At 64.9% G+C, this 23,293-nt stretch carries 22 protein-coding genes; 16 read left to right on the top strand and 6 right to left on the bottom strand.

Translation table 11 applies throughout. The features are described 5' to 3' along the window. Positions 1 to 26: 26 nt before the first annotated feature. The 3 genes from A7X65_RS17415 to A7X65_RS17405 all read left to right on the top strand — a co-directional run bounded on the left by A7X65_RS17415 (position 27) and on the right by A7X65_RS17405 (position 4,196). On the top strand, positions 27 to 1,253 hold the full coding sequence (locus tag A7X65_RS17415; protein WP_063686822.1) for an ABC transporter substrate-binding protein: 1,227 nt from the start codon (positions 27 to 29) through the stop codon (positions 1,251 to 1,253). Positions 1,254 to 1,494: 241 nt separating this feature from the next. Next, the gene (locus A7X65_RS17410) at positions 1,495 to 2,724 is read left to right on the top strand and encodes an ABC transporter substrate-binding protein (RefSeq protein ID WP_063686820.1); all 1,230 of its coding nucleotides are present in this window, start codon (positions 1,495 to 1,497) and stop codon (positions 2,722 to 2,724) included. Positions 2,725 to 2,912: 188 nt separating this feature from the next. Then, positions 2,913 to 4,196 carry a glycerate kinase type-2 family protein gene (locus A7X65_RS17405; RefSeq protein ID WP_063686818.1) on the top strand — a complete coding sequence of 428 codons (1,284 nt, stop codon included), beginning with the start codon at positions 2,913 to 2,915 and terminating at the stop codon, positions 4,194 to 4,196. 276 nt (positions 4,197 to 4,472) lie between these two features. Here the strand turns inward: A7X65_RS17405 and A7X65_RS17400 are convergent, their stop codons facing one another. Continuing rightward, entirely contained in the window at positions 4,473 to 5,006 is a 534-nt protein-coding gene (locus A7X65_RS17400) for a MarR family winged helix-turn-helix transcriptional regulator (protein ID WP_063686816.1), read from the bottom strand. A gap of 178 nt (positions 5,007 to 5,184) precedes the next feature. On the opposite strand from A7X65_RS17400, the gene A7X65_RS17395 reads away from it, so the two are divergent. The 3 genes from A7X65_RS17395 to A7X65_RS17385 are packed head-to-tail and all read left to right on the top strand — an operon-like array spanning position 5,185 to position 8,728. After that, positions 5,185 to 6,225: a branched-chain amino acid ABC transporter permease gene (locus tag A7X65_RS17395; RefSeq protein WP_063686814.1), complete on the top strand. Its 1,041-nt coding sequence runs from the start codon at positions 5,185 to 5,187 to the stop codon at positions 6,223 to 6,225. 5 nt (positions 6,226 to 6,230) lie between these two features. After that, positions 6,231 to 8,000 carry a branched-chain amino acid ABC transporter ATP-binding protein/permease gene (locus A7X65_RS40650; RefSeq protein WP_082884968.1) on the top strand — a complete coding sequence of 590 codons (1,770 nt, stop codon included), beginning with the start codon at positions 6,231 to 6,233 and terminating at the stop codon, positions 7,998 to 8,000. Continuing rightward, on the top strand, positions 7,997 to 8,728 hold the full coding sequence (locus A7X65_RS17385; RefSeq protein ID WP_063686812.1) for an ABC transporter ATP-binding protein: 732 nt from the start codon (positions 7,997 to 7,999) through the stop codon (positions 8,726 to 8,728). The genes A7X65_RS40650 and A7X65_RS17385 overlap by 4 nt, the downstream gene beginning before the upstream one ends. A 48-nt stretch (positions 8,729 to 8,776) precedes the next feature. Here A7X65_RS17385 and A7X65_RS17380 read toward each other — a convergent pair whose 3' ends face one another. The 3 genes from A7X65_RS17380 to A7X65_RS17370 form a co-directional block, all read right to left on the bottom strand. After that, a complete protein-coding gene (locus A7X65_RS17380; protein WP_063686810.1) occupies positions 8,777 to 9,244 on the bottom strand; it encodes a hypothetical protein in 468 nt (155 codons plus the stop codon). A gap of 24 nt (positions 9,245 to 9,268) precedes the next feature. Further along, entirely contained in the window at positions 9,269 to 9,775 is a 507-nt protein-coding gene (locus tag A7X65_RS17375; RefSeq protein ID WP_063687755.1) for a Spy/CpxP family protein refolding chaperone, read from the bottom strand. Between the two features lie 297 nt (positions 9,776 to 10,072). Further along, positions 10,073 to 10,699 carry a pyridoxamine 5'-phosphate oxidase family protein gene (locus A7X65_RS17370; RefSeq protein WP_063686808.1) on the bottom strand — a complete coding sequence of 209 codons (627 nt, stop codon included), beginning with the start codon at positions 10,697 to 10,699 and terminating at the stop codon, positions 10,073 to 10,075. Positions 10,700 to 10,820: 121 nt separating this feature from the next. Between A7X65_RS17370 and A7X65_RS17365 the strand changes: the two genes are divergently transcribed. Next, positions 10,821 to 11,705, top strand: a complete 885-nt coding sequence (locus A7X65_RS17365; RefSeq protein ID WP_063687754.1) for a LysR family transcriptional regulator — start codon at positions 10,821 to 10,823, stop codon at positions 11,703 to 11,705. A 150-nt stretch (positions 11,706 to 11,855) separates the two neighbouring features. Here the strand turns inward: A7X65_RS17365 and A7X65_RS17360 are convergent, their stop codons facing one another. Beyond that, positions 11,856 to 12,275 carry a PaaI family thioesterase gene (locus A7X65_RS17360; RefSeq protein WP_063687753.1) on the bottom strand — a complete coding sequence of 140 codons (420 nt, stop codon included), beginning with the start codon at positions 12,273 to 12,275 and terminating at the stop codon, positions 11,856 to 11,858. A 239-nt stretch (positions 12,276 to 12,514) separates the two neighbouring features. Continuing rightward, the gene (pobA, locus tag A7X65_RS17355; protein WP_063686806.1) at positions 12,515 to 13,684 is read right to left on the bottom strand and encodes a 4-hydroxybenzoate 3-monooxygenase; all 1,170 of its coding nucleotides are present in this window, start codon (positions 13,682 to 13,684) and stop codon (positions 12,515 to 12,517) included. A gap of 251 nt (positions 13,685 to 13,935) precedes the next feature. Here pobA and A7X65_RS17350 point away from each other — a divergent pair, with 251 nt between their 5' ends. From A7X65_RS17350 to A7X65_RS17310, 9 genes are all read left to right on the top strand, one after another. Beyond that, positions 13,936 to 14,952: a TRAP transporter substrate-binding protein gene (locus tag A7X65_RS17350; RefSeq protein ID WP_063686804.1), complete on the top strand. Its 1,017-nt coding sequence runs from the start codon at positions 13,936 to 13,938 to the stop codon at positions 14,950 to 14,952. Positions 14,953 to 15,173: 221 nt separating this feature from the next. Continuing rightward, positions 15,174 to 15,683, top strand: a complete 510-nt coding sequence (locus A7X65_RS17345; RefSeq protein WP_063686802.1) for a TRAP transporter small permease — start codon at positions 15,174 to 15,176, stop codon at positions 15,681 to 15,683. A 2-nt stretch (positions 15,684 to 15,685) separates the two neighbouring features. Further along, complete coding sequence (locus tag A7X65_RS17340; protein WP_063686800.1) at positions 15,686 to 17,005, top strand: TRAP transporter large permease; 1,320 nt, start codon at positions 15,686 to 15,688, stop codon at positions 17,003 to 17,005. A 204-nt stretch (positions 17,006 to 17,209) separates the two neighbouring features. Next, positions 17,210 to 17,671, top strand: coding sequence for a DUF3237 domain-containing protein (locus A7X65_RS17335; protein WP_063686798.1), 462 nt, complete (start codon positions 17,210 to 17,212; stop codon positions 17,669 to 17,671). Between the two features lie 276 nt (positions 17,672 to 17,947). Further along, positions 17,948 to 18,757 carry a crotonase/enoyl-CoA hydratase family protein gene (locus A7X65_RS17330; RefSeq protein ID WP_063686796.1) on the top strand — a complete coding sequence of 270 codons (810 nt, stop codon included), beginning with the start codon at positions 17,948 to 17,950 and terminating at the stop codon, positions 18,755 to 18,757. Continuing rightward, positions 18,754 to 20,637 (top strand): feruloyl-CoA synthase, encoded by a 1,884-nt coding sequence (locus A7X65_RS17325; RefSeq protein ID WP_063686794.1) that lies wholly within the window; start codon positions 18,754 to 18,756, stop codon positions 20,635 to 20,637. The genes A7X65_RS17330 and A7X65_RS17325 overlap by 4 nt, the downstream gene beginning before the upstream one ends. 25 nt (positions 20,638 to 20,662) lie before the next feature. Beyond that, positions 20,663 to 21,424 (top strand): SDR family NAD(P)-dependent oxidoreductase, encoded by a 762-nt coding sequence (locus A7X65_RS17320; RefSeq protein WP_060737208.1) that lies wholly within the window; start codon positions 20,663 to 20,665, stop codon positions 21,422 to 21,424. A 13-nt stretch (positions 21,425 to 21,437) separates the two neighbouring features. Continuing rightward, positions 21,438 to 21,857 carry an acyl-CoA thioesterase gene (locus A7X65_RS17315; RefSeq protein WP_063686792.1) on the top strand — a complete coding sequence of 140 codons (420 nt, stop codon included), beginning with the start codon at positions 21,438 to 21,440 and terminating at the stop codon, positions 21,855 to 21,857. 81 nt (positions 21,858 to 21,938) lie between these two features. Then, positions 21,939 to 23,090: an ABC transporter substrate-binding protein gene (locus tag A7X65_RS17310; protein ID WP_063686790.1), complete on the top strand. Its 1,152-nt coding sequence runs from the start codon at positions 21,939 to 21,941 to the stop codon at positions 23,088 to 23,090. The last annotated feature ends 203 nt before the right edge of the window (positions 23,091 to 23,293 follow it).

Here is a 23,293-nt window from a genome sequence, read left to right as displayed (position 1 = left end):
CCGATCCAGCCCGGGGTAGGAGAACAATGACTGCCGTTCGTTTTCAGGTTGTGGCCGTATCGGCCGCGCTCGCATTGTGCACCGCGATGACGGGTCCGGTGCTGGCGCAAAAGAAATACGACAGCGGCGCTTCCGATACCGAGGTCAAGATAGGCAACATCATGCCCTATAGCGGCCCGGCCTCGGCCTATGCCGCGATCGGCAAGACCGAGGAAGCCTATTTCAACAAGGTCAACGCCGAGGGCGGCATCAACGGCCGCAAGATCAAGTTCATCTCCTATGACGACGGCTATTCGCCGCCGAAGACGGTGGAGCAGGCGCGCAGGCTGGTCGAGAGCGACAACGTGCTGCTGATCTTCGGCTCGCTCGGCACCTCCACCAACGGCGCGATCCGCAAATACATGAACGAGAAGAAGGTGCCGCAATTGTTCGTGGCGAGCGGCGCCTCGAAGTGGAACGACCCCAAGCAATATCCCTGGACCATGGGCTGGCAGCCGAGCTACGCGAGTGAGGCGCGGATCTATGCCAAGTACATCATGAAGGAGAAGCCGGACGCGAAGATCGGCGTGCTCTACCAGAACGACGATTTCGGCAAGGATTATCTGAAGGGACTGAAGGAGGGCCTCGGGCCCAAGGCCGCGATGATCGTGATGGAGGATGCCTACGACACCTCGGAGCCGGCGATCGACGAGCACGTCGTGAAGCTGAAGGCTTCGGGCGCCGACGTCTTCATCAGCATCACCACCCCGAAATTCGCGGCGCAGGCGATCAAGAAGGCGGCCGAGATCAATTGGCACCCGGTCCACATCATCTCCAACGTCTCCGCCTCCGTCGGCGGCGTGCTGGAGCCCGCGGGCATCGAGATCTCGCAAGGCATCCTGTCGGCCACCTACACCAAGGACGGCTCCGACCCGCAATGGAATGCCGATGACGGCATGAAGAAGTTCTACAATTTCCTGGCGCAGTACGAGCCCAAGGCCAACAAGCTCGATGCCGGCGTGGTGTTCGGCTATGCCGCCGCCCAGACCATGGTGAAGGTGCTGCAGATGTGCGGCGACGATCTCACCCGCGAGAACGTCATGAAGCAGGCCGCCAGTATCAAGGATTTCGCGCCCGACACGCTGCTGCCCGGCATCAAGATCAACACCGCGCCGGACAACTTTGCCCCGATCGAGCAGCTCCAGATGATGCGCTTCAAGGGCAAGAAATGGGAGCTGTTCGGCGATGTCATCTCGAGCGAGATGAGCCACTGAGGCAGCTCAACTCCAAATCGCCCGAGTGAATGCAGACAACTCAAGACAGCGGCGCTTTCTTGCAGCGCACACGAGGTTGTGCGCCATCCCCTGACTACTAAAGGAGCAGCCCCTGCGACGCCGTCGCAGGGGCTTTCTGTTGAAGGCACCTGCCAAATCGTATTGAATTGCGGCCACGTCACCAAGAACAAGCAACACAAGAAAAGGGACGTACACACACCAAGAAAATAGGGAGATAGGAATGCCCGCTGTCACCGGCAAACTTGCGGCCGCGTCACTGGCGCTCGCGCTCATTGCGGCTTCGGCCTCAACCGCATCGGCCCAGAAGAAATACGATACCGGCGCGACCGATACCGAGATCAAGATCGGCAACATCATGCCCTACAGCGGACCGGCCTCCGCCTACGGCATCATCGGGCGGACCGAAGCCGCCTATTTCAAGAAGATCAACGAAGAGGGCGGCATCAACGGCCGCAAGATCAACTACATCAGCTATGACGACGCATACTCCCCGCCCAAGACGGTGGAGCAGGCGCGCAAGCTGGTCGAGAGCGACGAGGTGCTGTTTATCTTCAACTCGCTCGGCACGCCGCCGAACTCGGCGATCCACAAATACATGAACTCGAAGAAGGTGCCGCAGCTGTTCGTCGCCACCGGCGCCACCAAGTGGAACGATCCGAAGGACTTCCCGTGGACGATGGGCTGGCAGCCCAACTATCAGAGCGAGACACAGATCTACGCAAAGTGGCTGCTGAAGAACAAGCCGGACGCCAAGATCGCCGTGCTCTACCAGAACGACGATTACGGCAAGGACTATCTCAAGGGCCTGAAGGACGGCCTCGGATCGAAGGCCGCCTCGATGATCGTGATGGAGGAGAGCTATGAGACCTCCGAGCCGACCATCGACAACCACATCGTCAAGCTGAAGTCGACCGGCGCCGACGTCTTCATGAACATCACGACGCCAAAATTCGCGGCGCAGGCGATCAAGAAGAACGCCGAAATCGGCTGGAAGCCGCTGCACTTCCTCAATAACGTCTCGGCCTCGGTCGGCAGCGTGATGAAGCCCGCCGGCTTCGAGAACGGCCAGGACATCATCTCGGCCGATTATCTGAAGGACGTGTCGGATCCGGAATGGAATAACGATCCCGGCATGAAGGAATTCCTCGCCTTCATGACCAAGTACTTCCCCGAAGGCGACAAACTCGACAAGGGCACCATCGTCGGCTACGCGGTGGCGCAGACGCTGGTCCATGTGCTGAAGCAGTGCGGTGACAATCTCACCCGCGAGAACATCATGAAGCAGGCGGCCAGCATGAAGGACTTCCGCACCGAGGCGCTGCTGCCGGGCATCCAGATCAACACCGGGCCGAACGATTTCGCGCCGATCAGCCAGCTCCGCCTCGAGAGGTTCAAGGGCGAGCGCTGGGAACTGTTCGGCGACGTGATCAGCGCCGACGTCGGCGGCTAGCAAGACACAAATGCGACGATAACAAGCCCCCTGCGAGATGATCGCAGGGGGCTTGCTTTCGCCGATTATGATCACGCGATTGCACAATCGAATGATGGTAAAGCCTGCTTACGCTTTGCCGCATGATGCGCTAGGCATGTGGGTGGCGGCCTCGCCGCCCCTGCTTCCGTCCGCTCAAGGCTTTCGTCATGACCGACCGACGTCCCCTGCTCCGCGCGCTCTACGACGCCGCCGTTGCCGCCGCCCATCCGAATACGATCCTGGCGCCGCATTTGCGGCCCGCGCCGAAGGGGCGCGTGATCTGTCTCGCCGCTGGCAAGGGCGCGGGCGCGATGGCCGCGGCCGCGGAGCGGCATTATCTCGACACGCTCAAGCTCGCGCCGGAGCGCCTCGTCGGCATTGCCACCACGCGTCACGGCTACGGCGTGCCGACGCGCCGCATCCGCGTGGTCGAGGCCGGCCATCCCGTGCCTGACGAAGCCGGCCTCAAGGGCGCGGCCGACACGCTCGCGCTTGCAGGCGAGGCCGGCCCCGACGATCTCCTGCTGGTGCTGCTCACCGGCGGCGGTTCGGCGAACTGGATCGCGCCCGTGGACGGCATCAGCTTTGCGCAGAAGCAGGCGGTCAACAAGGCGCTGCTGCGCTCGGGCGCGCCGATCGGCGAGATGAACGTCGTGCGCAAGCATCTTTCGCGGATCAAGGGCGGCCGTCTTGCGCGCGCCGGCAAAAATGCCGCCGAGATCGTCACGCTCGCAATCTCCGACGTGCCGCATGACGATCCCTCCGCGATTGCCTCCGGCCCCACCGTGCCCGATCCGACCACGCTGGCCGACGCCCGCGCGATCGTCGCGAAGTACAAGCTCGCGATCGACGATGCCGTGCGCCGCGCGCTCGACGATCCCGCCAATGAGAGCGCCAAGCCCGGCGATGCCGCCTTCGCGCGCGCCTCGTTCGAGCTGATCGCACGGCCCAAGCAATCGCTGGACGCCGCGGTGAAGCTCGCGAAGGAGGCGGGCTACGAGACCATCGACCTCGGCGCCGATCTCGAGGGCGAGGCACGCGAGGTCGCGGCCGAACATGCCAAGCTTGCGCTTGCCGCCCGCGCGCAAGGCAAGCGCATCGCGATCCTCTCCGGCGGCGAGCTCACGGTCACCGTGCGCGGCAATGGCCGCGGCGGCCCCAACCAGGAATACGCGCTGGCGCTGGCCGCGCTGCTGAAAGACACGCCCGACATCTCGGCGCTCGCCGGCGACACCGACGGCGCCGACGGCGGCGCCGGCCACCCGACCGATCCCGCCGGCGCGCTGATCGACGCGGCGACGTTCGCGAAGATACAGGCGCAAGGGCTGCAGCCGCAGGCTTATCTCGACAACAACGACGCGACGACGTTCTTCGAGGCGACGGGGGATCTGCTGCAGCCCGGGCCAACGCTGACCAACGTGAACGACATCAGGGTGATTCTGGTGGATTGAGCCACCGACGTCTCTTCCGTCATGGCCGGGCTTGACCCGGCCATCCACGCGCCGCCGGACGCTGGGAAGAACGTGGATGCCCGGGACAAGCCCGGGCATGACGGCGGATAGAGAGCGAACCCAACGACGATGTCATTCCCCGCCACCGGGTCTCGCCTTCGGCGAGCCCGACGACAGGCTCCGGCGGGGAATCCAGTACGCCGCGGCGTCTCGGCTCCAGCCGCGCCGTCTCTGGAATACCGGATCGCCCGGTCGAGCCGGGCGATGACAGTGGGCTCAAAACTCGTTGGCGATCTTCGAGAGCATCTCGATCAGGGCCTCGCGGTTGGCCTGGCCGAGCAGGTCGTTGAGCCGCGCCTCGTGCTTGGTGGCGACGAGCTTTTTCGCCCTCGCCAGCACGGCCTTGCCCTTGTCGGTCAGGACCAGGATGTGCGAGCGGCGATCGTTGGTGGAGCGGATCCGCGCGCAAAGGTCGCGGCTTTCGAGATTGTCGAGCATGGCCACGAAATTCGGCCTGAGGATGCCGAGCGTCGAGGCGATTTCGGTCTGGTTACGGCCGGGGTTCTTCTCGACCAGCAGCAGCACCGAGAACTGCGCGGGCGTCAGCTGCAGCGAGGCCATGCAGCGCAGGAAGTTCTCGAACACCTTGAGCTGCGCACGTTTCAGGACATAGCCGAGCTGTTCGGACAACTCCCCGAGCTGGAGGGCTTCGGCCTGCGGTTCGCCCGCATCCTTGCGGCCCTTGGCCGCGTCGGCGGGTTTTTCGGAGGACTTCTCAGCGGTCTTTTCCGCGCTCTTGGAAACGGTCATCGCCTCGTGCTCGTAATCCCGCTAAATTCGGGACGGGTCGTTCCCCACCCTTGATGTTATATTTGATAATTGTTATGGACCATATCAAATATCGTCAGCGTATTTCAATGGCTGTGAGGGGGACCATCCACCGCAATTGCGGCGGCCGGTCCCTTATCTTGAGGGGGAGCGTCCGGTCTTGAACACCACCATCATGCTGTTCCTGGTGCAGGACGGCATCACCAATGGCGCGATTTACGCGCTGCTCGGCCTGGCGCTGGTGCTGGTGTTCGCCGTCACCCGCGTCATCCTCATCCCCCAGGGCGAATTCGTCACCTACGGCGCGCTGACCTATGCCTCGCTGGCGGCCGGCCAGATGCCGGGCACCGCCAAGCTCGCGCTGGCACTGGGCATCGGCGCCTTCGCGTTCGACCTGTTCGTGGCGCGCAAGGCGCTGCATGGGCGGCTGGTCGTCCGCAGCTTCGTCACCAACATCATGCTGCCGGCGATCGTGCTGGCGCTGACCATCTACTTCGCCGCGCAGAAGCCTCCGGTCGCGATCAGCATCGCGCTGTCGCTGGTGATCGTCGCGATGATCGGCGTGTATCTCTACCGCATCGCCTTTCAGCCGCTGGCGCACACCTCCGTGCTGGTGCTGCTGATCGCATCCGTCGGCGTCCACCTCGCGCTGCAGGGCCTCGGCCTGCTGTTCTTCGGCGCCGAAGGCCAGCGCGGACCTGCCGTGCTGTCCGGCGCGTTCACCGCCGGCGCGCTGCGCTTCACCGGCCAGAGCATCACCGTCTACGCCATCACCATCGCCTTCATCGTCGGCCTCTGGCTGTTCTTCGGCCTGACGCTCTACGGCAAGGCGCTGCGTGCGACCGCCGTGAACCGGCTGGGCGCGCGGCTCGCCGGCATCCGCACCACGCTGTCGGGACAGATCGCCTTCCTGCTTGCCTCGGTCATCGGTGCGCTCTCGGGCATCATGATCGTGCCGATCACGACGCTCTATTACGACTCGGGCTTCCTGATCGGCCTGAAGGGCTTCGTCGCCGCGATCATCGGCGGCCTTGTCAGCTACCCCCTCACCGCCGTCGCGGCGCTGGTCGTCGGCATCGTCGAGGCGTTCTCGTCCTTCTATGCCTCGAACTACAAGGAAGTGATCGTCTTCATGCTGCTGATCCCCGTGCTGCTGCTGCGCTCGCTCGCCGCGCCCGCGGTCGAGGAAGAGAAGGACTGACGCGCATGCAGAGCCGGCTTCCCATCCTCGTTTTCGCGCTGGTCATGGCGGCGATCCCGTTCGTTCCGGGCATGCCGCCGTTCTGGATCGTGCTGCTCGACAATATCGGCCTTGCGGCCCTCGTCGCCATGGGCCTCGTGCTGCTGACCGGCGTCGGCGGCCTGACCTCGTTCGGTCAGGCGGCCTTCGTCGGCTTCGGCGCCTACACCACGGCCGTGCTGACGACGGCCTATGGCCTGTCGCCGTGGCTGACGCTGCCGCTGTCGCTCGTGGTCAGCGGCCTGTTCGCGGTGCTGCTCGGACTGATCACGGTCCGCCTCTCCGGCCACTATCTGCCGCTCGGCACGCTCGCTTGGGGGCTCGGGCTGTTCTACCTGTTCAGCAAGCTGGAATTCCTCGGGCGCAACGACGGCATCTCGGCGATCCCGCCGCTGTCGGTCGGCACGTTCAAGATGCTCTCGCCCGGCTCGATCTATTACGCGATCTGGGTCGCCGTGATCCTCTCGGCGCTGCTGACGATGAACCTGCTGGACTCCCGCACCGGCCGCGCCATCCGCGCGCTGCGCCGCGGCCATGTCGCGGCCGAGGCCTTTGGCGTGCATACGCCACGGGCAAAACTGCTGGTGTTCATCCATGCCGCCGTGCTCGCCGGTCTTTCGGGATGGCTCTACGCCCATCTGCAGCGCGCAGTGAACCCGACGCCGTTCGGCGCGCAGGCCGGCATTGAATATCTCTTCATCGCCGTGGTCGGCGGCGCCGGCTATGTCTGGGGCGGCGTCCTGGGCGCGGCGATCGTCGTGGTGCTGAAAGAGGTGCTGCAAAGCTATTTGCCGCTGATCCTGCCGGGCTCCGGCCAGGTCGAGACCATCGTGTTCGGCATCATGCTGGTGGCTTTGCTGCAGCTCGCGCCCGGCGGCCTCTGGCCCTGGCTGATGTCGTTCCTGCCGGAGCGGACCGGCGGCAGGAAACCGGACACCTCGCTGAAGCTCGAACAGCGCAGCCGCGCGCCCGCCGAGGCCGGCGTGCTGCTCCAGGTCGAGAAGGCGCGAAAACAATTCGGCGGCGTGGTCGCGGTCAACAACGTTTCCTTCGACGTCCAGGCCCGCGAGATCGTCGCGCTGATCGGGCCGAACGGCGCCGGCAAGAGCACGACGTTCAACCTGATCACCGGCGTGCTGTCGGCGACATCAGGCTCGATCTCGGTGCTCGGCAAGAAGGTCGACAAGGCGCCGCCGCAGGAGATCGTCAAGCTCGGCATTTCCCGCACCTTCCAGCACGTCAAGCTGGTCCCCGACATGACCGTGCTGGAGAACGTCGCGATCGGCGCGCATCTGCGCGGCCATTCCGGCCCGATCTCCTCGATGCTGCGTCTCGATCGCGCCGACGAGGCCAAGCTGCTGGCGGAAGCCGCCCGCCAGATCGAGCGCGTCGGCCTTGCCGACCAGATGCACCAGCTCGCAGGCTCGCTCTCGCTCGGCCAGCAGCGCATCGTCGAGATCGCGCGTGCGCTGTGCGTCGATCCGATGCTGCTGCTGCTCGACGAGCCGGCCGCGGGCCTGCGCCACATGGAGAAGCAGCGGCTTGCCGCGCTGCTGCGCGAATTGCGCGACGGCGGCATGAGCGTGCTTCTGGTCGAACACGACATGGGTTTCGTGATGAACCTTGCCGACCGCATCGTGGTGCTCGATTTCGGCACCAAGATCGCCGAAGGCACGCCCGCCACGATCAAGACCAATCCCGAAGTGATCAAGGCCTATCTCGGAGTGGCGGCATGAGCGCGCTGTTGTCCGTCACCGACGCCCATGTCGCCTACGGCAAGGTCGAGGCTGTGCGCTCGGTCTCGCTCGAGGTTGGCCAGAACCAGATCGTCACCATCGTCGGCGCCAACGGCGCCGGCAAGACCACGCTGCTCTCGGCCATCATGGGCATCCTGCCGCTGAAGGGCCGCGTCGCCTTCGCCGGTCAGGATCTCGCCCGGCTCGACATCGAGGACCGCGTCGCGATGGGGCTCGGGCTCGTGCCGGAGCACCGCGAATTGTTCGTGACCATGAATGTCGAGGACAATCTCGAGTTAGGGGCCTTCCGCATCGAGCGGAGCAAGGCGAAAGCATCGATGGAGCGGGTCTACACGCTGTTTCCGCGGCTGAAGGAGCGGCGCAAGCAGCTCGCCGGAACCTTGTCCGGCGGCGAGCAGCAGATGCTGGCGATGGGCCGCGCGCTGATGGGCGAGCCGAAGCTCCTGATGCTGGACGAGCCGAGCCTCGGCCTCGCCCCGATCATCGTCGCTGACATTTTCCGCATCGTCACCGAGCTGCGCGCAGCCGGCGTCTCCGTTCTGCTGGTCGAGCAGAACGCGCAGGCCGCGCTGAAGATCGCGGACCAGGCCTATGTGATGGAGCTCGGCGAGTTCGTGCTCAGCGGCAAGGCGAGCGACATCGCCGCGAACGAGCGCGTGGCGGCGAGCTATCTCGGCTTCCAGCACGAAGGCGCGAGCGTGTTGTAGTCTTGCACGCTCGGACGGCGTGACAGGCACCGTCCGAGCGCGCGCATCTCAATAGTTCTGGTAGGGGTACTGACCCGGACAGACCCAATTGCCGTAGGTGTCGTAGGTGCAATTGCTGTTGTTGTAGGCACCGTAGGCGCCGTAGGCAGCAGCGGCTCCGACGGCGGCGGCGCCGTAGCCCCAGCCCGGGCGATAGCCGCCACCATAGCCCGGATAGCCTGCGATCGGCCGGCCCGGACGGCCGGCAATCGGACGACCCGGATACCCCGGTCGTCCCGCGATGGGATGCGAAGGCCGAGGCCCTCCGGCTACGCGATGGCCGCGTCCAGCGTAGCCGCCACCGCGATGGATGCCGCCGGCATGCATTCCGCCGTGGAAGCCGCCGGCGCGCATGCCGCCTCCGCCGCCGCGGACCCCGCCACCGCCGCCGCCACGTCGGGCGAATGCGTCATCCGGAATGAGACTGACCGTGAGCAAAACGAGTGCTGCCAATGCAACCAGGATATATCGAAGCATGATGTGCCTCCATGGAGCGCGCCACTAGTCGTCGTCGTCTTCCGCTTCGCTATGATGCTCGATCGCATCCCGCGCGCCGCGCATGGCGACATAGGAGACGAACGCCATCCTTCTCTTCTGATCTGGAGTGAGTGTTTTGTAGAGAGGATCCCAGGCGTCGGCGAGCTTCTTGAGGTCCGCGCCGCGTTGAACCAGCAGATCGGCCCTGCGTTGCATCAGCTCGACCGGATTTCGCTCGTTGAGAGCATCCATCGGGCCGTTGTCGTGCAACTGAGCAATTCGCTCCAGCCTTGCCTGCCGATTCTTCGCTCTCGCGCGAATCGCTTCCTCGACCGCTGGCCAGTATTTTTCCTGCTCGGCTGTCATCTGCAAGGCGGCCTTGACGATGCCGACACGCATATCCGTCAAGCTATTCATGTCAGCGGCGCTGGGTTGCCGCATTCCGACGGTGACAGACGTCTCCGCTGCATAGGCAAGAGGCGACGTCGTCAGAAGAATTGCAATCGCCGCAACGGCTGCTTTCTTCGTCATCGCAATCTCCATTATCTTGCTGTGCCCCACGGCAAAATATCGCGCGTGTCGATCGTGGATTGATCTAGGTCAAGCACGAACCGTTCAATATGAACGTGGTCCTGACCATTGCCGGCCCATCTCACGTGTGCGAGATGGTCGCGCACGTGAACGCGCCGGATGAGGGCCCTCTCCGCAAATGACGACGTGGGACCATCGCCTTCGGAAGGGAACCCTCACCCGTCTCGCGGCTGGCGCCGCAAGCCACCCTCTCCCACAAGGGAGAGCGCGCACCGAGCATGTCGCACTTGCTTGCGATTAATGTCCGGGCGCCTTTTCTGCCTTCAACGCCGCGACCTCGGCTTCCAGCTCCGCGATCCGCGCATCCCGCGCCGCCAGCGCTGCCGCGACATCAGGCCCGTCGAACTTCTGCGGAATGTGCTGCGGGCAGTTGGTATCCCAAGCCGCGATCTTGAAGAGGATCACCTGCTCGGGCCGGGCGCGGTAGCCCTTCGGCATCAGCGATGTCGTCAGCGCCTCGTCGTCCTCGACCACGCGCGCCTCGCCCCAGATCTTCACGCGGCGGCGGTGGGCGTAGTCCATGACGAAGATGTAGGCCTTGGGATTCTCCGACAGGTTTCCTTGCGTGATGTATTGCCGGTTGCCGGCGTAGTCGGTGAAGGCCAGCGTCTGCTTGTCCAGCACCTTGAGGAAGCCCTTCGGACCGCCGCGGTGCTGGATGTAGGGCTGGCCGTCGGCCGAGGCCGTCGCAAAGTAGAAGCTATTGGCGTCGGCCAGGAACGCGGCGAGGTTCTCGTCGACCTCGGTGCGCCATCCCCGCTGCTCGGCCTGGGCATAGCCGTCGCGCGACCCCTTGCGGGTCTGGATCGATTTGACCGCCGGCGAAAAGGCAACATCGCTGGCGTAGGTGTTGGTGGCCGTCATCGGAACATCTCCTGGATTCCGGCGCATTGCTGCGTCTTTCGACGCCTAATCTGGACCTTTCCGCTGTTAAAACAATCGAGCGGCTTGACACTTCATCGTTGCAATATATGCAATAATGGCCATGGACCGCCTGGACGCCATGCACGTCTTCGTCACCGTCGCCGATCTGCGCGGCTTTGCGCCGGCAGCGCGAAAGCTTCGCCTGTCACCCTCGGCGGTGACGCGGATGATCGCGGCGCTGGAGGAGCATCTCGGCGCCCGGCTGCTGCAGCGGACCACGCGGCAGGTGGCGCTCACCGACGTCGGCACGCGCTATCTGGAGCGCGCGCGGCGCATCCTCGCCGATGTCGAGGAGGCCGACGGCTCCGCCCGCGAGGAGCGCAACCGGCCGAGCGGGCGGCTGGTGGTGTCGGCGCCGCTCGGCTTCGGCCGCCTGCATGTCGCGCCGGTCATGACCGCGTATTTGAAGCGCTATCCCGAAGTTACCGCCGAGCTCAGGCTGTCGGACAACCTCGTCAATCTCGTGGAGGACGCCGTCGACGCCGCGGTGCGGATCGGCCACCTCGCTGATTCCTCTCTCGTGGCGCGCCAGGTCGGCGAGATGCGGCGGATCGTTGTCGCCACGCCCGGTTATCTGAAACGCCATGGCGAGCCGAAGACACCGGAGGACTTGCTCGCGCATCAGACCATCGCGTTCGGCCCCTCCACGATCTGGCGTTTCGTGCAGGACGGCCGCGACATCGAGGTGACGCCGAACCCGCGCTTCGCCAGCAACAGCGCCGACGCCGCCCTGCAATATGCCGAGGCCGGCGGCGGGGTGACGCGCGTGCTGGCCTATCAGGCGGCCGAGGGGCTGAAGCGCGGACGGCTGAAGATCGTGCTCGCAAAATACGAGCAGCCGGCGCTGCCGATCCACATCGTCTACCCGACCTCCCGCCTGCTCTCGGCCAAGGTGCGTGCGTTCATCGATCTGGTGGTGGAGACGGCGGAGTGGCGGTTTGGGTGACTGTGTCACGGACGCGTTGCAACGCGGAGCGTTGCTGCGCAGAGCCGGGACCCAGAGGCGACACGGCATCCTGTCGAGACATGGGTCCCGGCTCTGCGCAGCAGCGTTGCACGCTGCGGCGCGTCCGGGACACGGAGAGAGCGCGCGAGGCTACCCCTTCTTCGGCACCACGCGGAACGTTCCGCTGGCCCGTGCGATCACGGCGTCGTCGGCCTTCACCAGGCACTGCGCGAAGCAGATCGTCTTGCCGGTCTTGATCACGTCGCTCTCGATCGAGCACCACTGGCCGATCTCGGCGGAGCCGGCGAAATCGACCGTCAGCGAGACCGTCACGAACGAGGTGGTCCAGCCCGTCGCCTGCGCGCAGCTATAGCCCATGGCGTTGTCGGCGAGCGCCGCGATGAGGCCGCCGTGGATCAGGCCCCGGCCGTTGGTGTGCGGCTTGGCCAAACGCAGGCCTATGACGACGGCCTTGTCGGTCTTCTTCGCGTAGAGCGGCTCCCAGGGCTCGGTGAGAGGGCTCTTGCGGAACAGCGGCTCGAAGCCGTCGGGGATGTCGGTGCCGGTCATGATGATCTCGCGTTGCTGTGTTGGCAGCATTGAACGCGATGGACGTGACGGACGCATCAATTACAAAGTTTTAAACGGGATTTGCGCAGGTGTTTGAAATGGTTGCGCGGCGCGCCGTAGGGTGGGTTAGCCGAAGGCGTAACCCACCACTTCTGTTTCCGCGGAGATCAGAGAGGTGGATTACGCCGAGCAGATGCACTTCGTGCATCTGCAGGGCTAATCCACCCTACGGCACCTTCTTAGAACGGCAAGCCCACGTAATTCTCCGACAGCGACGTCATCGCGGCTTGCGACTGCGTGACATAGTCGAGCTCGGCGAGCTGGATGCGCGCGCCGATGGTGCCGGTGTCGGGGAATTTGTGCAGCATCGAGGTCATCCACCAGGAGAAGCGCACGGCTTTCCAGACCCGCGCCAGCGCCCTCGTCGAATAGGCGTCGATCCCGGCGCTGGACTTCTCATCGTAGAATTCGCGCAGCGCGCTCGACAGATAATGCGCGTCGCTGGCGGCGAGGTTCAGGCCCTTGGCGCCGGTCGGCGGCACGATGTGGGCGGCATCGCCGCACAGGAACAGCTTGCCGAAGCGCATCGGCTCGGCGACGAAGCTGCGCAGCGGCGCGATGCTCTTCTCGATCGAGGGGCCCGTGACGAGGCTGTCGGCGGCTTCCTGGTCGAGCCGGCTTTTCAGCTCGTCCCAGAAGCGGTCGTCCGGCCACTGGTCGACATGGTCGTCGAGCGAACACTGCACATAGTAGCGGCTGCGCTTCATCGAGCGCATGGTGCAGAGCGCAAAACCTCTCGCGTGGTTGGAGTAGATCAGCTCGTGGCTGACCGGCGGCGTCTCGGAGAGGATGCCGAGCCAGCCGAACGGATAGACCCGCTCGAACTCCTCGATGGCCGTGGCCGGAACGCTGGCGCGGCTGACGCCGTGAAAGCCGTCGCAGCCGGCGATGAAATCGCAATCGAGCGTATGGGTGACGCCGTCCTTCACATAGGTTACGCGCGGGTGACTGCCGTCGAAATCCAGCGGCTGCACGTCCTTGGCCTCGTAGACCGAAACGAGCCCTGCGGCCTTGCGCGCATTCATCAGGTCGAGCGTGACCTCGGTCTGGCCGTAGATCGTCACCGTCTTGCCGGTGGCGGCCTTCATGTCGATACGATGGCGGCGGCCGGAAAAGGCGAGCTCGATGCCCTCATGCACCAGGCCTTCGGCATGCGCCCGCGCGCCGGCGCCGATCTGGTCCAGCAGCGCGACGGTTCCTTCCTCGAGCAGGCCCGCGCGAATGCGGCCGAGCACGTAATCCGGGCTCTGCCGCTCCAGGATCACGTTGTCGATGCCATAGGCGTGCAGCAGTTGCCCAAGCAACAATCCGGCCGGACCGGCCCCGATGATTGCGACTTTTGTCCGCAATACTTGCTCCTCCCGATTTTGTAGAGTGCGGCGCGGTCGCGCTTGTCGCGTCGATCCGCAGACGATAATTATATCATATAATCGTTGGGCAAAAGGGGAGGCTGGCCGCCCGGGCCGCGACAAATCCATGCAACACGGCTGACGTAGATGTCGCGCCAGTTCCGGCTTGAACGCGCCGGCCAATTATATAACATGTTAAATAATGAAGCCTGGCCATCGAAGCCGGCTTTGAAAAGAGGGAGAGACGCGTGATGAGAAAGGCCTGTCTGGCTTTGCTGCTGGCAGCAAGCGTGAGCCCTGCGTTGGCGCAGGACAAGACCGTCGACCTGAAGGTCTCGCACTGGGTGCCGGCTTCGCACCCGCTGCAGAAGTCCCTGGAGGACTGGGTCGCCGCGGTGAACAAGGATTCCGGCGGCACCATCACGGGCAAGGTTTTTCCGGCCCAGCAGCTCGGCAAGGCGTTCGATCACTACGACATGGCGCGCGACGGCATCGCCGACGTCACCTACGTCAATCCGGGCTACCAGCCCGGCCGCTTCCCGATCATCGGCGCCGGCGAATTGCCGTTCCTGATCTCGGATGCCAAGGGCGGCTCGATGGGGCTGGACGCCTGGTACCGCAAATACGCCGAGAAGGAGATGAAGGACGTCAAGTACTGCCTCGCCTTCGTCCACTCGCCCTCCTCCTTCCACTCCAAGACCAAGAAGATCGTGACGCCGGAAGACGTGAAGGGCCTGAAGATCCGCCCGGCGCACGCCACCATGGCGAACTTCGTCACCTCGCTCGGCGGCACCAACGTGCAGTCGTCCGCACCTGAAGTGCGCGACATCATCGAGCGCGGCGTCGCCGACGGCGTCACCTTCCCCTGGGGCTCCCTGGTGCTGTTCGGCATCGACAAGGTGACCAAGTACGACATGGAGGCGCCGCTCTACACCACGACCTTCGTGTTCGTGATCAACAAGGACAAGTACAACGCGATGTCCGACAAGCAGAAGGCCGCGATCGACAAGAACTGCTCGGTCGAGATGGCGGGCGTGGTCGGCGAGCACTGGGGCAAGTTCGAGGACGCCGGCATCGACAAGGTGAAGGCGGAATCCAGCCACGAGGTCTACAAGCTGACGCCCGAGCAGACCGCCGCCTGGAAGAAGGCCGCCGAGCCGCTGGTCAAGACCTGGGGCGACGGCGCCAAGAAGGCCGGCGCCGATCCGGACGCCGCGCTGGCGGATCTCAAGGCCTCGCTGAAGAAGTACAACGCGCTGGCGGAGTAAGGCCGCGACGCGATCGGTCCTTCCTCCTCCCTCTCCCCATCCTTACGGGGAGAGGGTTGGGGTGAGGGGCTGCTTCCGCAAAGATGGTGACAGCCGGACTCGCGGAGAGTCCCCCTCACCCGCCCCGCTTCGCGTGTCGGCCTCTCCCCGCGAGCGGGGAGAGGCGAAGCCCGCCGCCTGAGCCGAGAACGGACATGACATCGGACGACAAGACACCTCCCATGAAGCGCGGCTGGATGGACCGCTTTATCGATGCCATCGAATGGATCGCGGCCGGCTTCGTCGGCATCGTCGCGCTCGACATCTTCCTGTCGGTGCTGCTGCGCAATACGCTGAACTACTCGATCCCCGACAGCTTCGACATCGGCCGCATGCTGCTCGGCATCCTGATCTTCTGGGGCATCGCGGCGACCTCCTATCGCGGCACCCACATCACGGTCGACCTCGTCTGGGGCAATGTCGGACCGCGCTACCAGCGCTGGATCGACGTGTTCGCGACGCTGGTGCTGCTGTTCGTCGTGACGGTGCAGACCTGGACCCTGTTCGACAAGGTGCGCGGTACCTACAACGACAACGTCCAGACCTTCGACATGCACATGCCGACCTGGCCGTTCTTCGCGGTCGCCTGGATCGGCGACGTCTCGGCCGTGCTGCTGATCGCGATCCGGACCTACCGATTGATCTTCCACCCTGAAGAAATGCACGACCCCAAGCTGAAGGCGACGGAGTAGTCATGAGCACCGATGCCGTCGCCGTTATCGGCTTCATCTCCCTCTTCGCCCTGATGCTGCTGCGCGTGCCCGTCGGCATGGCCATGGGCCTCGTCGGCGTGTCCGGCTTCGCCTATCTCGTCAACGGGACGGCGGCGCTGAAGCTGGTCGGCCAGACCTCGATGCGCACGGTCACCGACTACACCTTCGGCGTGATCCCGATGTTCCTGCTGATGGGATCCTTCGTCAGCAATTCCGGCATGAGCCGCGAGCTGTTCCGCGCCGCCAACGGCTTCGTCGGGCATTTGCGCGGCGGGCTCGGCATCGCCACCGTCGGCGCCTGCGGCGGCTTCGCCGCGATCTGCGGCTCGTCGGTCGCGACCGCCGCGACCTTCTCCGCCGTCGCCTATCCCGAGATGCGCCGCTTCGGCTATCCGCAGTCGTTCGCGACCGGCGTGATCGCGGCGGGCGGCACGCTCGGCGCGATGCTGCCGCCCTCCACCGTGCTTGCGGTCTACGGCATCATCACCGAGCAGGACATCGGAAAGCTCTTCATCGCCGGCATCATCCCGGGCCTGCTGGCGATGACCATGTACATGATCACGATCGGCCTGATCGGCTATTTCCGCCCTGATTTTCTGCCCAAGGGCAAGGTGCTGCCGTGGCGCGAGCGCTTTGCCGGCCTGAAAGAGATCTGGGCGCCGGTGCTGCTGTTCGTGTTCGTGATCGGCGGCCTCTACGGCCTGCCCTTCCTGCCGCGCTTCACGCCGACCGAAGCCGGCGGCGTCGGCGCCACCGGCGCCTTCATCATCGGCGTGGTCACGGGACGGCTCGACCGCGAGAAGATTCTGGCCTCGCTGCTGCAGGCGACCCGCACCGCGGCCGCCGTCTTCACCGTGCTGATCGGCGCGCTGATCTTCGGCTATTTCCTCACGGTGACGCAGACGCCGCAGAAGGTGACGGAATTTTTGACCGGCCTCGGCCTCGGGCCCTACGGCGTGCTGGCGCTGATCATGGTGATGTATCTCGTGCTCGGCTGCCTGATGGACGCCATGGCGATGATCATCCTGACCGTGCCGATCATCTTCCCCGTCATCATGCATCTCGGCTTCGACCCGATCTGGTTCGGCGTCATCATCGTCATGACCGTCGAACTCGGCCTGATCCATCCGCCTGTCGGCATGAACGTCTTTGTCATCAAGAGCGTGGTGAAGGATGTTTCCTTCTCCACGATCTTCAAGGGCGTGATCCCGTTCGTGGCGACGGACTTGGTGCGGCTGGTGATCCTGATCGCCTTCCCGCTGCTGGCGACCTGGCTGCCGACTCGGATGATGGCGCCTTAGGAGACGTGATAGAGCGGCGAGCTGTCTTCCCCTCTCCCCTTGTGGGAGAGGGTGGCTCGCCGCGATAGCGGCGAGACGGGTGAGGGGTCTCTCTCCACACGCATAGTTGCATTTGCGGAAGCAACCCCTCATCCGGCGCTTCGCGCCACCTTCTCCCACAAGGGGAGAAGGGAAGACGCTGGTGCGATAGATCGGAGATAATCGATGACCACACCGACGCTCGAAACCAAATACGCCTTCACCATCACCGCGCGCATCGGCGACGTCGTCACCGCCGGCGAGACCGGCATCGGCGTCCGCCGCATCATTCCGATCATCGGCGGCGAGGTGACGGGCACGATATCAGGCAAGGTGCTGCCGTTCGGCGCCGACTTCCAGACCATCCGTCCCAACGAGCTGATCGACCTCGAGGCCAAATACGCCTTCGAGACCGATGACGGCGCAATCGTCTATGTCGAGAACAAGGGCATGCGCTTCGGCCCGGTCGAGCTGCTGCAAAAGCTCAAGCGCGGCGAGCCGGTCGATCCCAAGCTGATCTACTTCCGCACCGTGCCGAAGTTCGAGACGGGGCATGAGAAATACCGCTGGCTGATGGAGCACATTTTCGTCGGCTCGGCCGCGCGGCACGCGGACCGGGTGGTGATCGACGTGCATCAGGTGGTGTGAGGGCGGCGGCTCTCGGGATTTGGGCCGCGCCACAGTCTCCGTCGTCGTCCCGGCCTAGCGCGCAAGCGCGCGCGGGGGGCCGGGACCTATGCCGCGTGATCTATCGATTGCGGGCGGGTCGGAGTACCGAACGACCAATCTTCGCCAAATTCCTCCCTGGGAGTATGGGTCCCGGCGTTCGCCGGGACGACACCGAATGTGAGGATGGCCGCCCTTCACCCATATTGACTCCCCCAAAATTCGTTATACAACATAACTATTCTGATAAGGACGCAAATGACACAGGGAAACGCCGAGACCGCTGACGCGGGCGCCTCCGGGCTACTCCGGATCGAGAGGGCGGACCGGGTTCTGACCGTGGGTCTGAACCGGCCGGCCAAGCGCAATGCGCTGAATGACGGCATCATCCTGGAAATCGGCGAGTGCTTCGCCAACCTGCCCGAGGACATCGGCGCGGTCGTCATCCACGGCATCGGCGACCATTTCTCCAGCGGCCTCGACCTTTCCGAGCTGACCGACCATGACGCCACCGGTGGCCTGCTGCACTCCCAGATGTGGCACCGGGTGTTCGACCGCATCCAGTACAGCCGCGTGCCCGTGATCGCCGCGCTGAGGGGCGCCGTGATCGGCGGCGGGCTGGAGCTCGCCTGTGCCGCGCATATCCGCGTCGCCGAGCCCTCCACCTATTTCGCGCTGCCGGAGGGGCAGCGCGGCATCTTCGTCGGCGGCGGCGGCTCGGTGCGGCTGCCGCGGCTGATCGGCGTTGCCCGGATGATGGACATGATGCTGACGGGGCGCGTCTACAGCGCGACCGAAGGCGCCTCCTACGGCTTCGCGCAATATGTCACGGAAGCCGGCAACGGGCTCGGCAAGGCGCTGGAGCTTGCGACCAAGGTCGCGTCCAACGCGCCGCTGACGAATTTCGCCGTGCTCCAGGCGCTGCCGATGATCGCGGAAGCCAACCCCCAGACGGGTCTCCTGATGGAATCGCTGATGGCGACCGTCGCGCAGAGCGACAAGGAGGCCAAGCGCCGGATCCGCGAATTCCTCGAACACAAGACCGCGAAGGTGAAGCCCAAGTCATGAGCGCGCAGCCGTCCTCTTCCAGCATGGAGCGCGGCGCGAGCACTTTCCCGCTGCGGCCCATTTCGTTCGGCGATCCCGTCGTCAATGTCGAGCGCCGCGACGACGGCACGATTTATTTGCGGCCGAAGCAGCCGCTCGGCGACTATCCCGTCCGCATCACCGATCGCCTGCATCACTGGGCGACGACGACGCCGGACCGCGTCTTCATGGCCGAGCGCGAAGGCGGCCGCGGCTGGCGCAAGATCACCTATGCCGAGCTGCTCACCGCGAGCCGGCACATCGCATCGAGCCTGATCGCGCGCGGCCTGTCGGCGGAGCGGCCGGTCGTGATCCTCTCCGGCAATTCGATCGACCACGCGCTGCTGGCGTTCGGCGCCTTCTATGCCGGCGTTCCGTTCTGCCCGGTGTCGCCGGCCTATTCGCTGGTGTCGAAGGACTACGGCAAGCTCTCCTACCTGATGAAGCTGCTGACGCCGGGCCTCGTCTTCGCCGAGGACGCCGACAAGTTCGCCGACGCGCTCGCGGCCAACGTCTCGCTCGGCACCGAGATCGCCGCGTCCTACGGCAGCGTGCCGGGCCGCGACGTCACCCTGCTCGCCGATCTCATGGCAACGCCGGTCCGCGGCGATCTCGACGCGGTGCATGGCAAGATCGGCCCCGACACCATCGCGAAATTCCTGCTGACGTCGGGCTCGACCGGCAATCCCAAGGCGGTCATCAACACCCAGCGCATGATCTGCGCCAATCAGGTCATGCTGCGCGAGACGCTCGCCTTCCTCAAGGACGAGCCGCCCGTCATCATCGACTGGCTGCCGTGGAATCACACCTTCGGCGGCAACCACAATATCGGCCTGACGCTCTACAACGGCGGCTCGATGTATCTGGACGCGGGCAAGCCGGTGCCCGGCGGCATCGAGGAGACCGTGCGCAATCTCCAGGAGATTTCGCCGACGGTCTATTTCAACGTGCCGAAGGGCTATGAATCGCTGCTGCCTTACCTGCGCGACGACCAAGGCCTGCGCGCAAAATTCTTCGACCGGCTGCATGCGATGTTCTTCTCGGGCGCGGCGCTGTCGCCGTTCGTCTGGGACAGCCTCGACGAGCTCGCGGTGAAGGAAAAAGGCTATCGCGTGCCGATGCTGACCGGCCTTGGCGCGACCGAGACCGCGCCGTTCTTCATGTCGGTCAATCCGCGCACCAGCCGCTCCGGCCATGTCGGCTTGCCCGTCTCCGGCAACGACGCCAAGCTCGTTCCGAACAACGGCAAGCTCGAGGTGCGCGCCAAGGGGCCGAACGTGATGCCCGGCTACTGGCGCCAGCCGGACATCACCGCAAAATCCTTCGACGAGGAAGGATTCTACAAGATGGGCGACGCGCTGAAGCCGTCCGACCCCGACGATTTCAACGCCGGCTTCGATTTCGACGGCCGCGTCAGCGAGGACTTCAAGCTCGCCAGCGGCACCTGGGTCAGCGTCGGCCCGCTGCGCGCGCGCCTCACCGCTGCCTGCGCGCCGCTGGTGCGCGACGTCGTCATCGCCGGCATCAACCGCGACGAGGTCTCCGCGCTGGTCGTGCTCGACCTCGACGGCTGCCGCCTCATCAACCCGACGCTGCCGGCGGACGATCTCGTCGTCGCCACGCGCGACCGGCTGGTGCGCGAGGCCTTCCGCGAGCGCCTGACCCGCTTCCTCGGCCAAGCCACGGGCTCCTCGACCCGGATCACGCGCGCGATCCTGATGGATACGCCGCTATCGATCGACAAGGGGGAGGTCACCGACAAGGGCTCGATCAACCAGCGCGCGGTGCTGGAACATCGCACCGCATTGATCGACGAGCTCTACGCTGCCAATCCGTCGGACCGTGTGATATCGGTCGGCTAAGAAATCATCGCCAAAGGAGAACGCCATGTTGTTGAAGGATCAGGCAGCCATCGTCACCGGCGGCGCATCGGGACTGGGCGCGGCCACTGCACGGAAACTGGCGGCGCAGGGCGCCAAGGTCGCGGTCTGCGATCTCAATGCCAAGCTTGCGGAAACCGTTGCCGCCGAGATCAAGGGCGTGGCCGTGACCTGCGACGTCTCCGACGCCGCCTCGGCTGAAGCCGCGATCGCGCAGGCGACCAAGGCCCATGGCCCGGCCCGCGTGCTGGTCAACTGCGCCGGCATCGGCGTTGCGAAGCGCGTCGTCGGCCGCGACGGCCCGATGGCGCTCGCCGATTTCGACAAGGTGATCAAGGTCAACCTGATCGGCACCTTCAACATGCTGCGCCTTGCCGCGACCGAGATGTCCAAGCTCGAGCCGCAGGCAACCGGCGAGCGCGGCGTCATCATCAACACGGCCTCCGTCGCCGCCTATGACGGCCAGATCGGCCAGTCCGCCTATTCGGCCTCCAAGGGCGGCATCGTCGGCATGACGCTGCCGATCGCGCGCGAGCTCGCCCAGTTCGGCGTCCGCGTGCTGACGATTGCGCCCGGCCTGTTCCTGACGCCGCTGCTGGCCAACCTGCCGCAGGAAGCGCAGGACTCGCTCGCCGCCGCGATCCCCTTCCCGCGCCGGCTCGGCCAAGCCGACGAATTCGCCGCGCTTGCGCTGCACATGGTCGAGAACGCCTATTTGAACGGCGAAGTCGTGCGCCTCGACGGATCGCTCCGCATGGCGCCGAAATAAGGACGCGCGGCACATGTTCGTGAACCGGCGCGAGGTCCAGATCCAGTGGGGCGACTGCGACCCCGCGAACATCGTCTACTACCCGCGCTATTTCGCGATGTTCGACGATTCGACCTCGACGCTGTTCGAGGTCGCCGGCTTCTCCAAGCAGGACCTGGTCCGCAAATACGGCCTGGTGGGCATCCCCATGGTCGACACGCGGTCCAAGTTCTACATCCCCTCGACCTATGGCGACTGGATCACCATCGAGACGAAGATCGAAAGCATCAAGCGTTCGAGCTTCGAGGTGAAGCACAACGTCTACAAGGGCGAGGCGCTGGCCATCGAGGGGTTCGAGACCCGCGTGCTGGTCGGCCGCGATCCCGCCAACCCCGACAAGCTGAAATCAGCGCCGTTTCCCGCGGAAATGGTCGCCAAATTCACGGGAAGCTAAATCGCCGCATCACCAAAAGAGGGGGCTGAATTACCCCCCGATTTCTGCTTTCAAGGAAACACGTCAAGGGAGGAATAATAGATGAAGCGCTTTTACCTGACCGCCGCCATTACCGCGGCGACACTCGCCCTGCCGGCGCTGCCGGCATTGGCCCAGACCAGCGAAATCACCATCGGCATCACCACCACTACGACCGGCCCGGGCGCGGCCCTCGGCATTCCCGAGCGCAACGCGCTGGAATTCGTGCCGAAGGAGATCGGCGGCGTGCCGCTGAAGGTGATCGTGCTCGACGACGGCGGCGATCCCACCACCGCGACCACCAATGCCCGCCGCTTCGTCACCGAATCCAAGGCCGACATCATCATGGGCTCGGCTCTGACGCCGCCGACCATCGCGGTCTCCAACGTCGCCAACGAAGCCGGCATCCCGCATTTCGGTCTCGCCCCCTTCCCGATCACGCCGGAGCGCATGAAGTGGTCGGTGGCGATGCCGCAGCCGATTCCGATCGTCGGCAAGGTGCTGTACGACCACATGAAGTCCAAGGGCGTGAAGACCCTCGGCTATATCGGCTATTCCGACTCCTACGGCGACCTCTGGTTCAACGACCTCAAGGCGCAGGCCGTGCCGATGGGCATGACCATCGTCGACGAGGAGCGTTTCGCCCGTCCCGACACCTCGGTGACCGGTCAGGTGCTCAAGCTCGTCGCCGCCAATCCGGACGCGATCCTGGTCGGCGCCTCCGGCACCGCGGCCGCGCTGCCGCAGACCGAGCTGCGCGAGCGCGGCTATCAGGGCCTGATCTACCAGACCCACGGCGCAGCCAGCATGGATTTCATCCGCATCGCCGGCAAAGCGGCGGAAGGCGTGCTGATGGCCTCCGGTCCCGTCATGGACCCCGAGGACCAGCCGGACGAAGCCGCCACCAAGAAGCCGGGCCTCGCGCTGAACTCGGCCTATGAAGCCAAGTACGGCCCGAACAGCCGCAGCCAGTTCGCCGGCCACTCCTACGACGCCTTCGAGATCCTCAAGCGCATCATCCCGACCGCGCTGAAGACGGCCAAGCCGGGCACGCCGGAATTCCGCGAAGCGATCCGCCAGGCTCTCCTGTCCGAGAAGGAGCTGGCCGCGAGCCAGGGCGTCTACAACTTCACCGAAAAGGACCGCTACGGCCTCGACGAGCGCTCGCGCATCCTGCTCACCGTGAAGAACGGCAAGTACACGCTGGTGAAGTAAGGCGCGACGAAAGCTTTGAGACGACGAGAGCCGGCCCGATGGGCCGGCTCTTTTGTTTTAAGTGCCAACTCTCAGTCGTCATGCCCGGGCTTGTCCCGGGCATCCAGGTTCTTCGTGCAACGTGGCGAGACGTGGATGGCCGGGACAAGCCCGGCCATGACGACGTGGAGGCACGCCCGCCACACACTCGCAACAGAAGGGCG

Origin of the sequence: Bradyrhizobium stylosanthis, from assembly GCF_001641335.1 — a bacterium.
GTDB lineage: Bacteria > Pseudomonadota > Alphaproteobacteria > Rhizobiales > Xanthobacteraceae > Bradyrhizobium > Bradyrhizobium stylosanthis.
The sequence above is the reverse complement of the archived record's forward strand: the minus strand, read 5'-3'. Positions and strand labels throughout refer to the sequence as shown.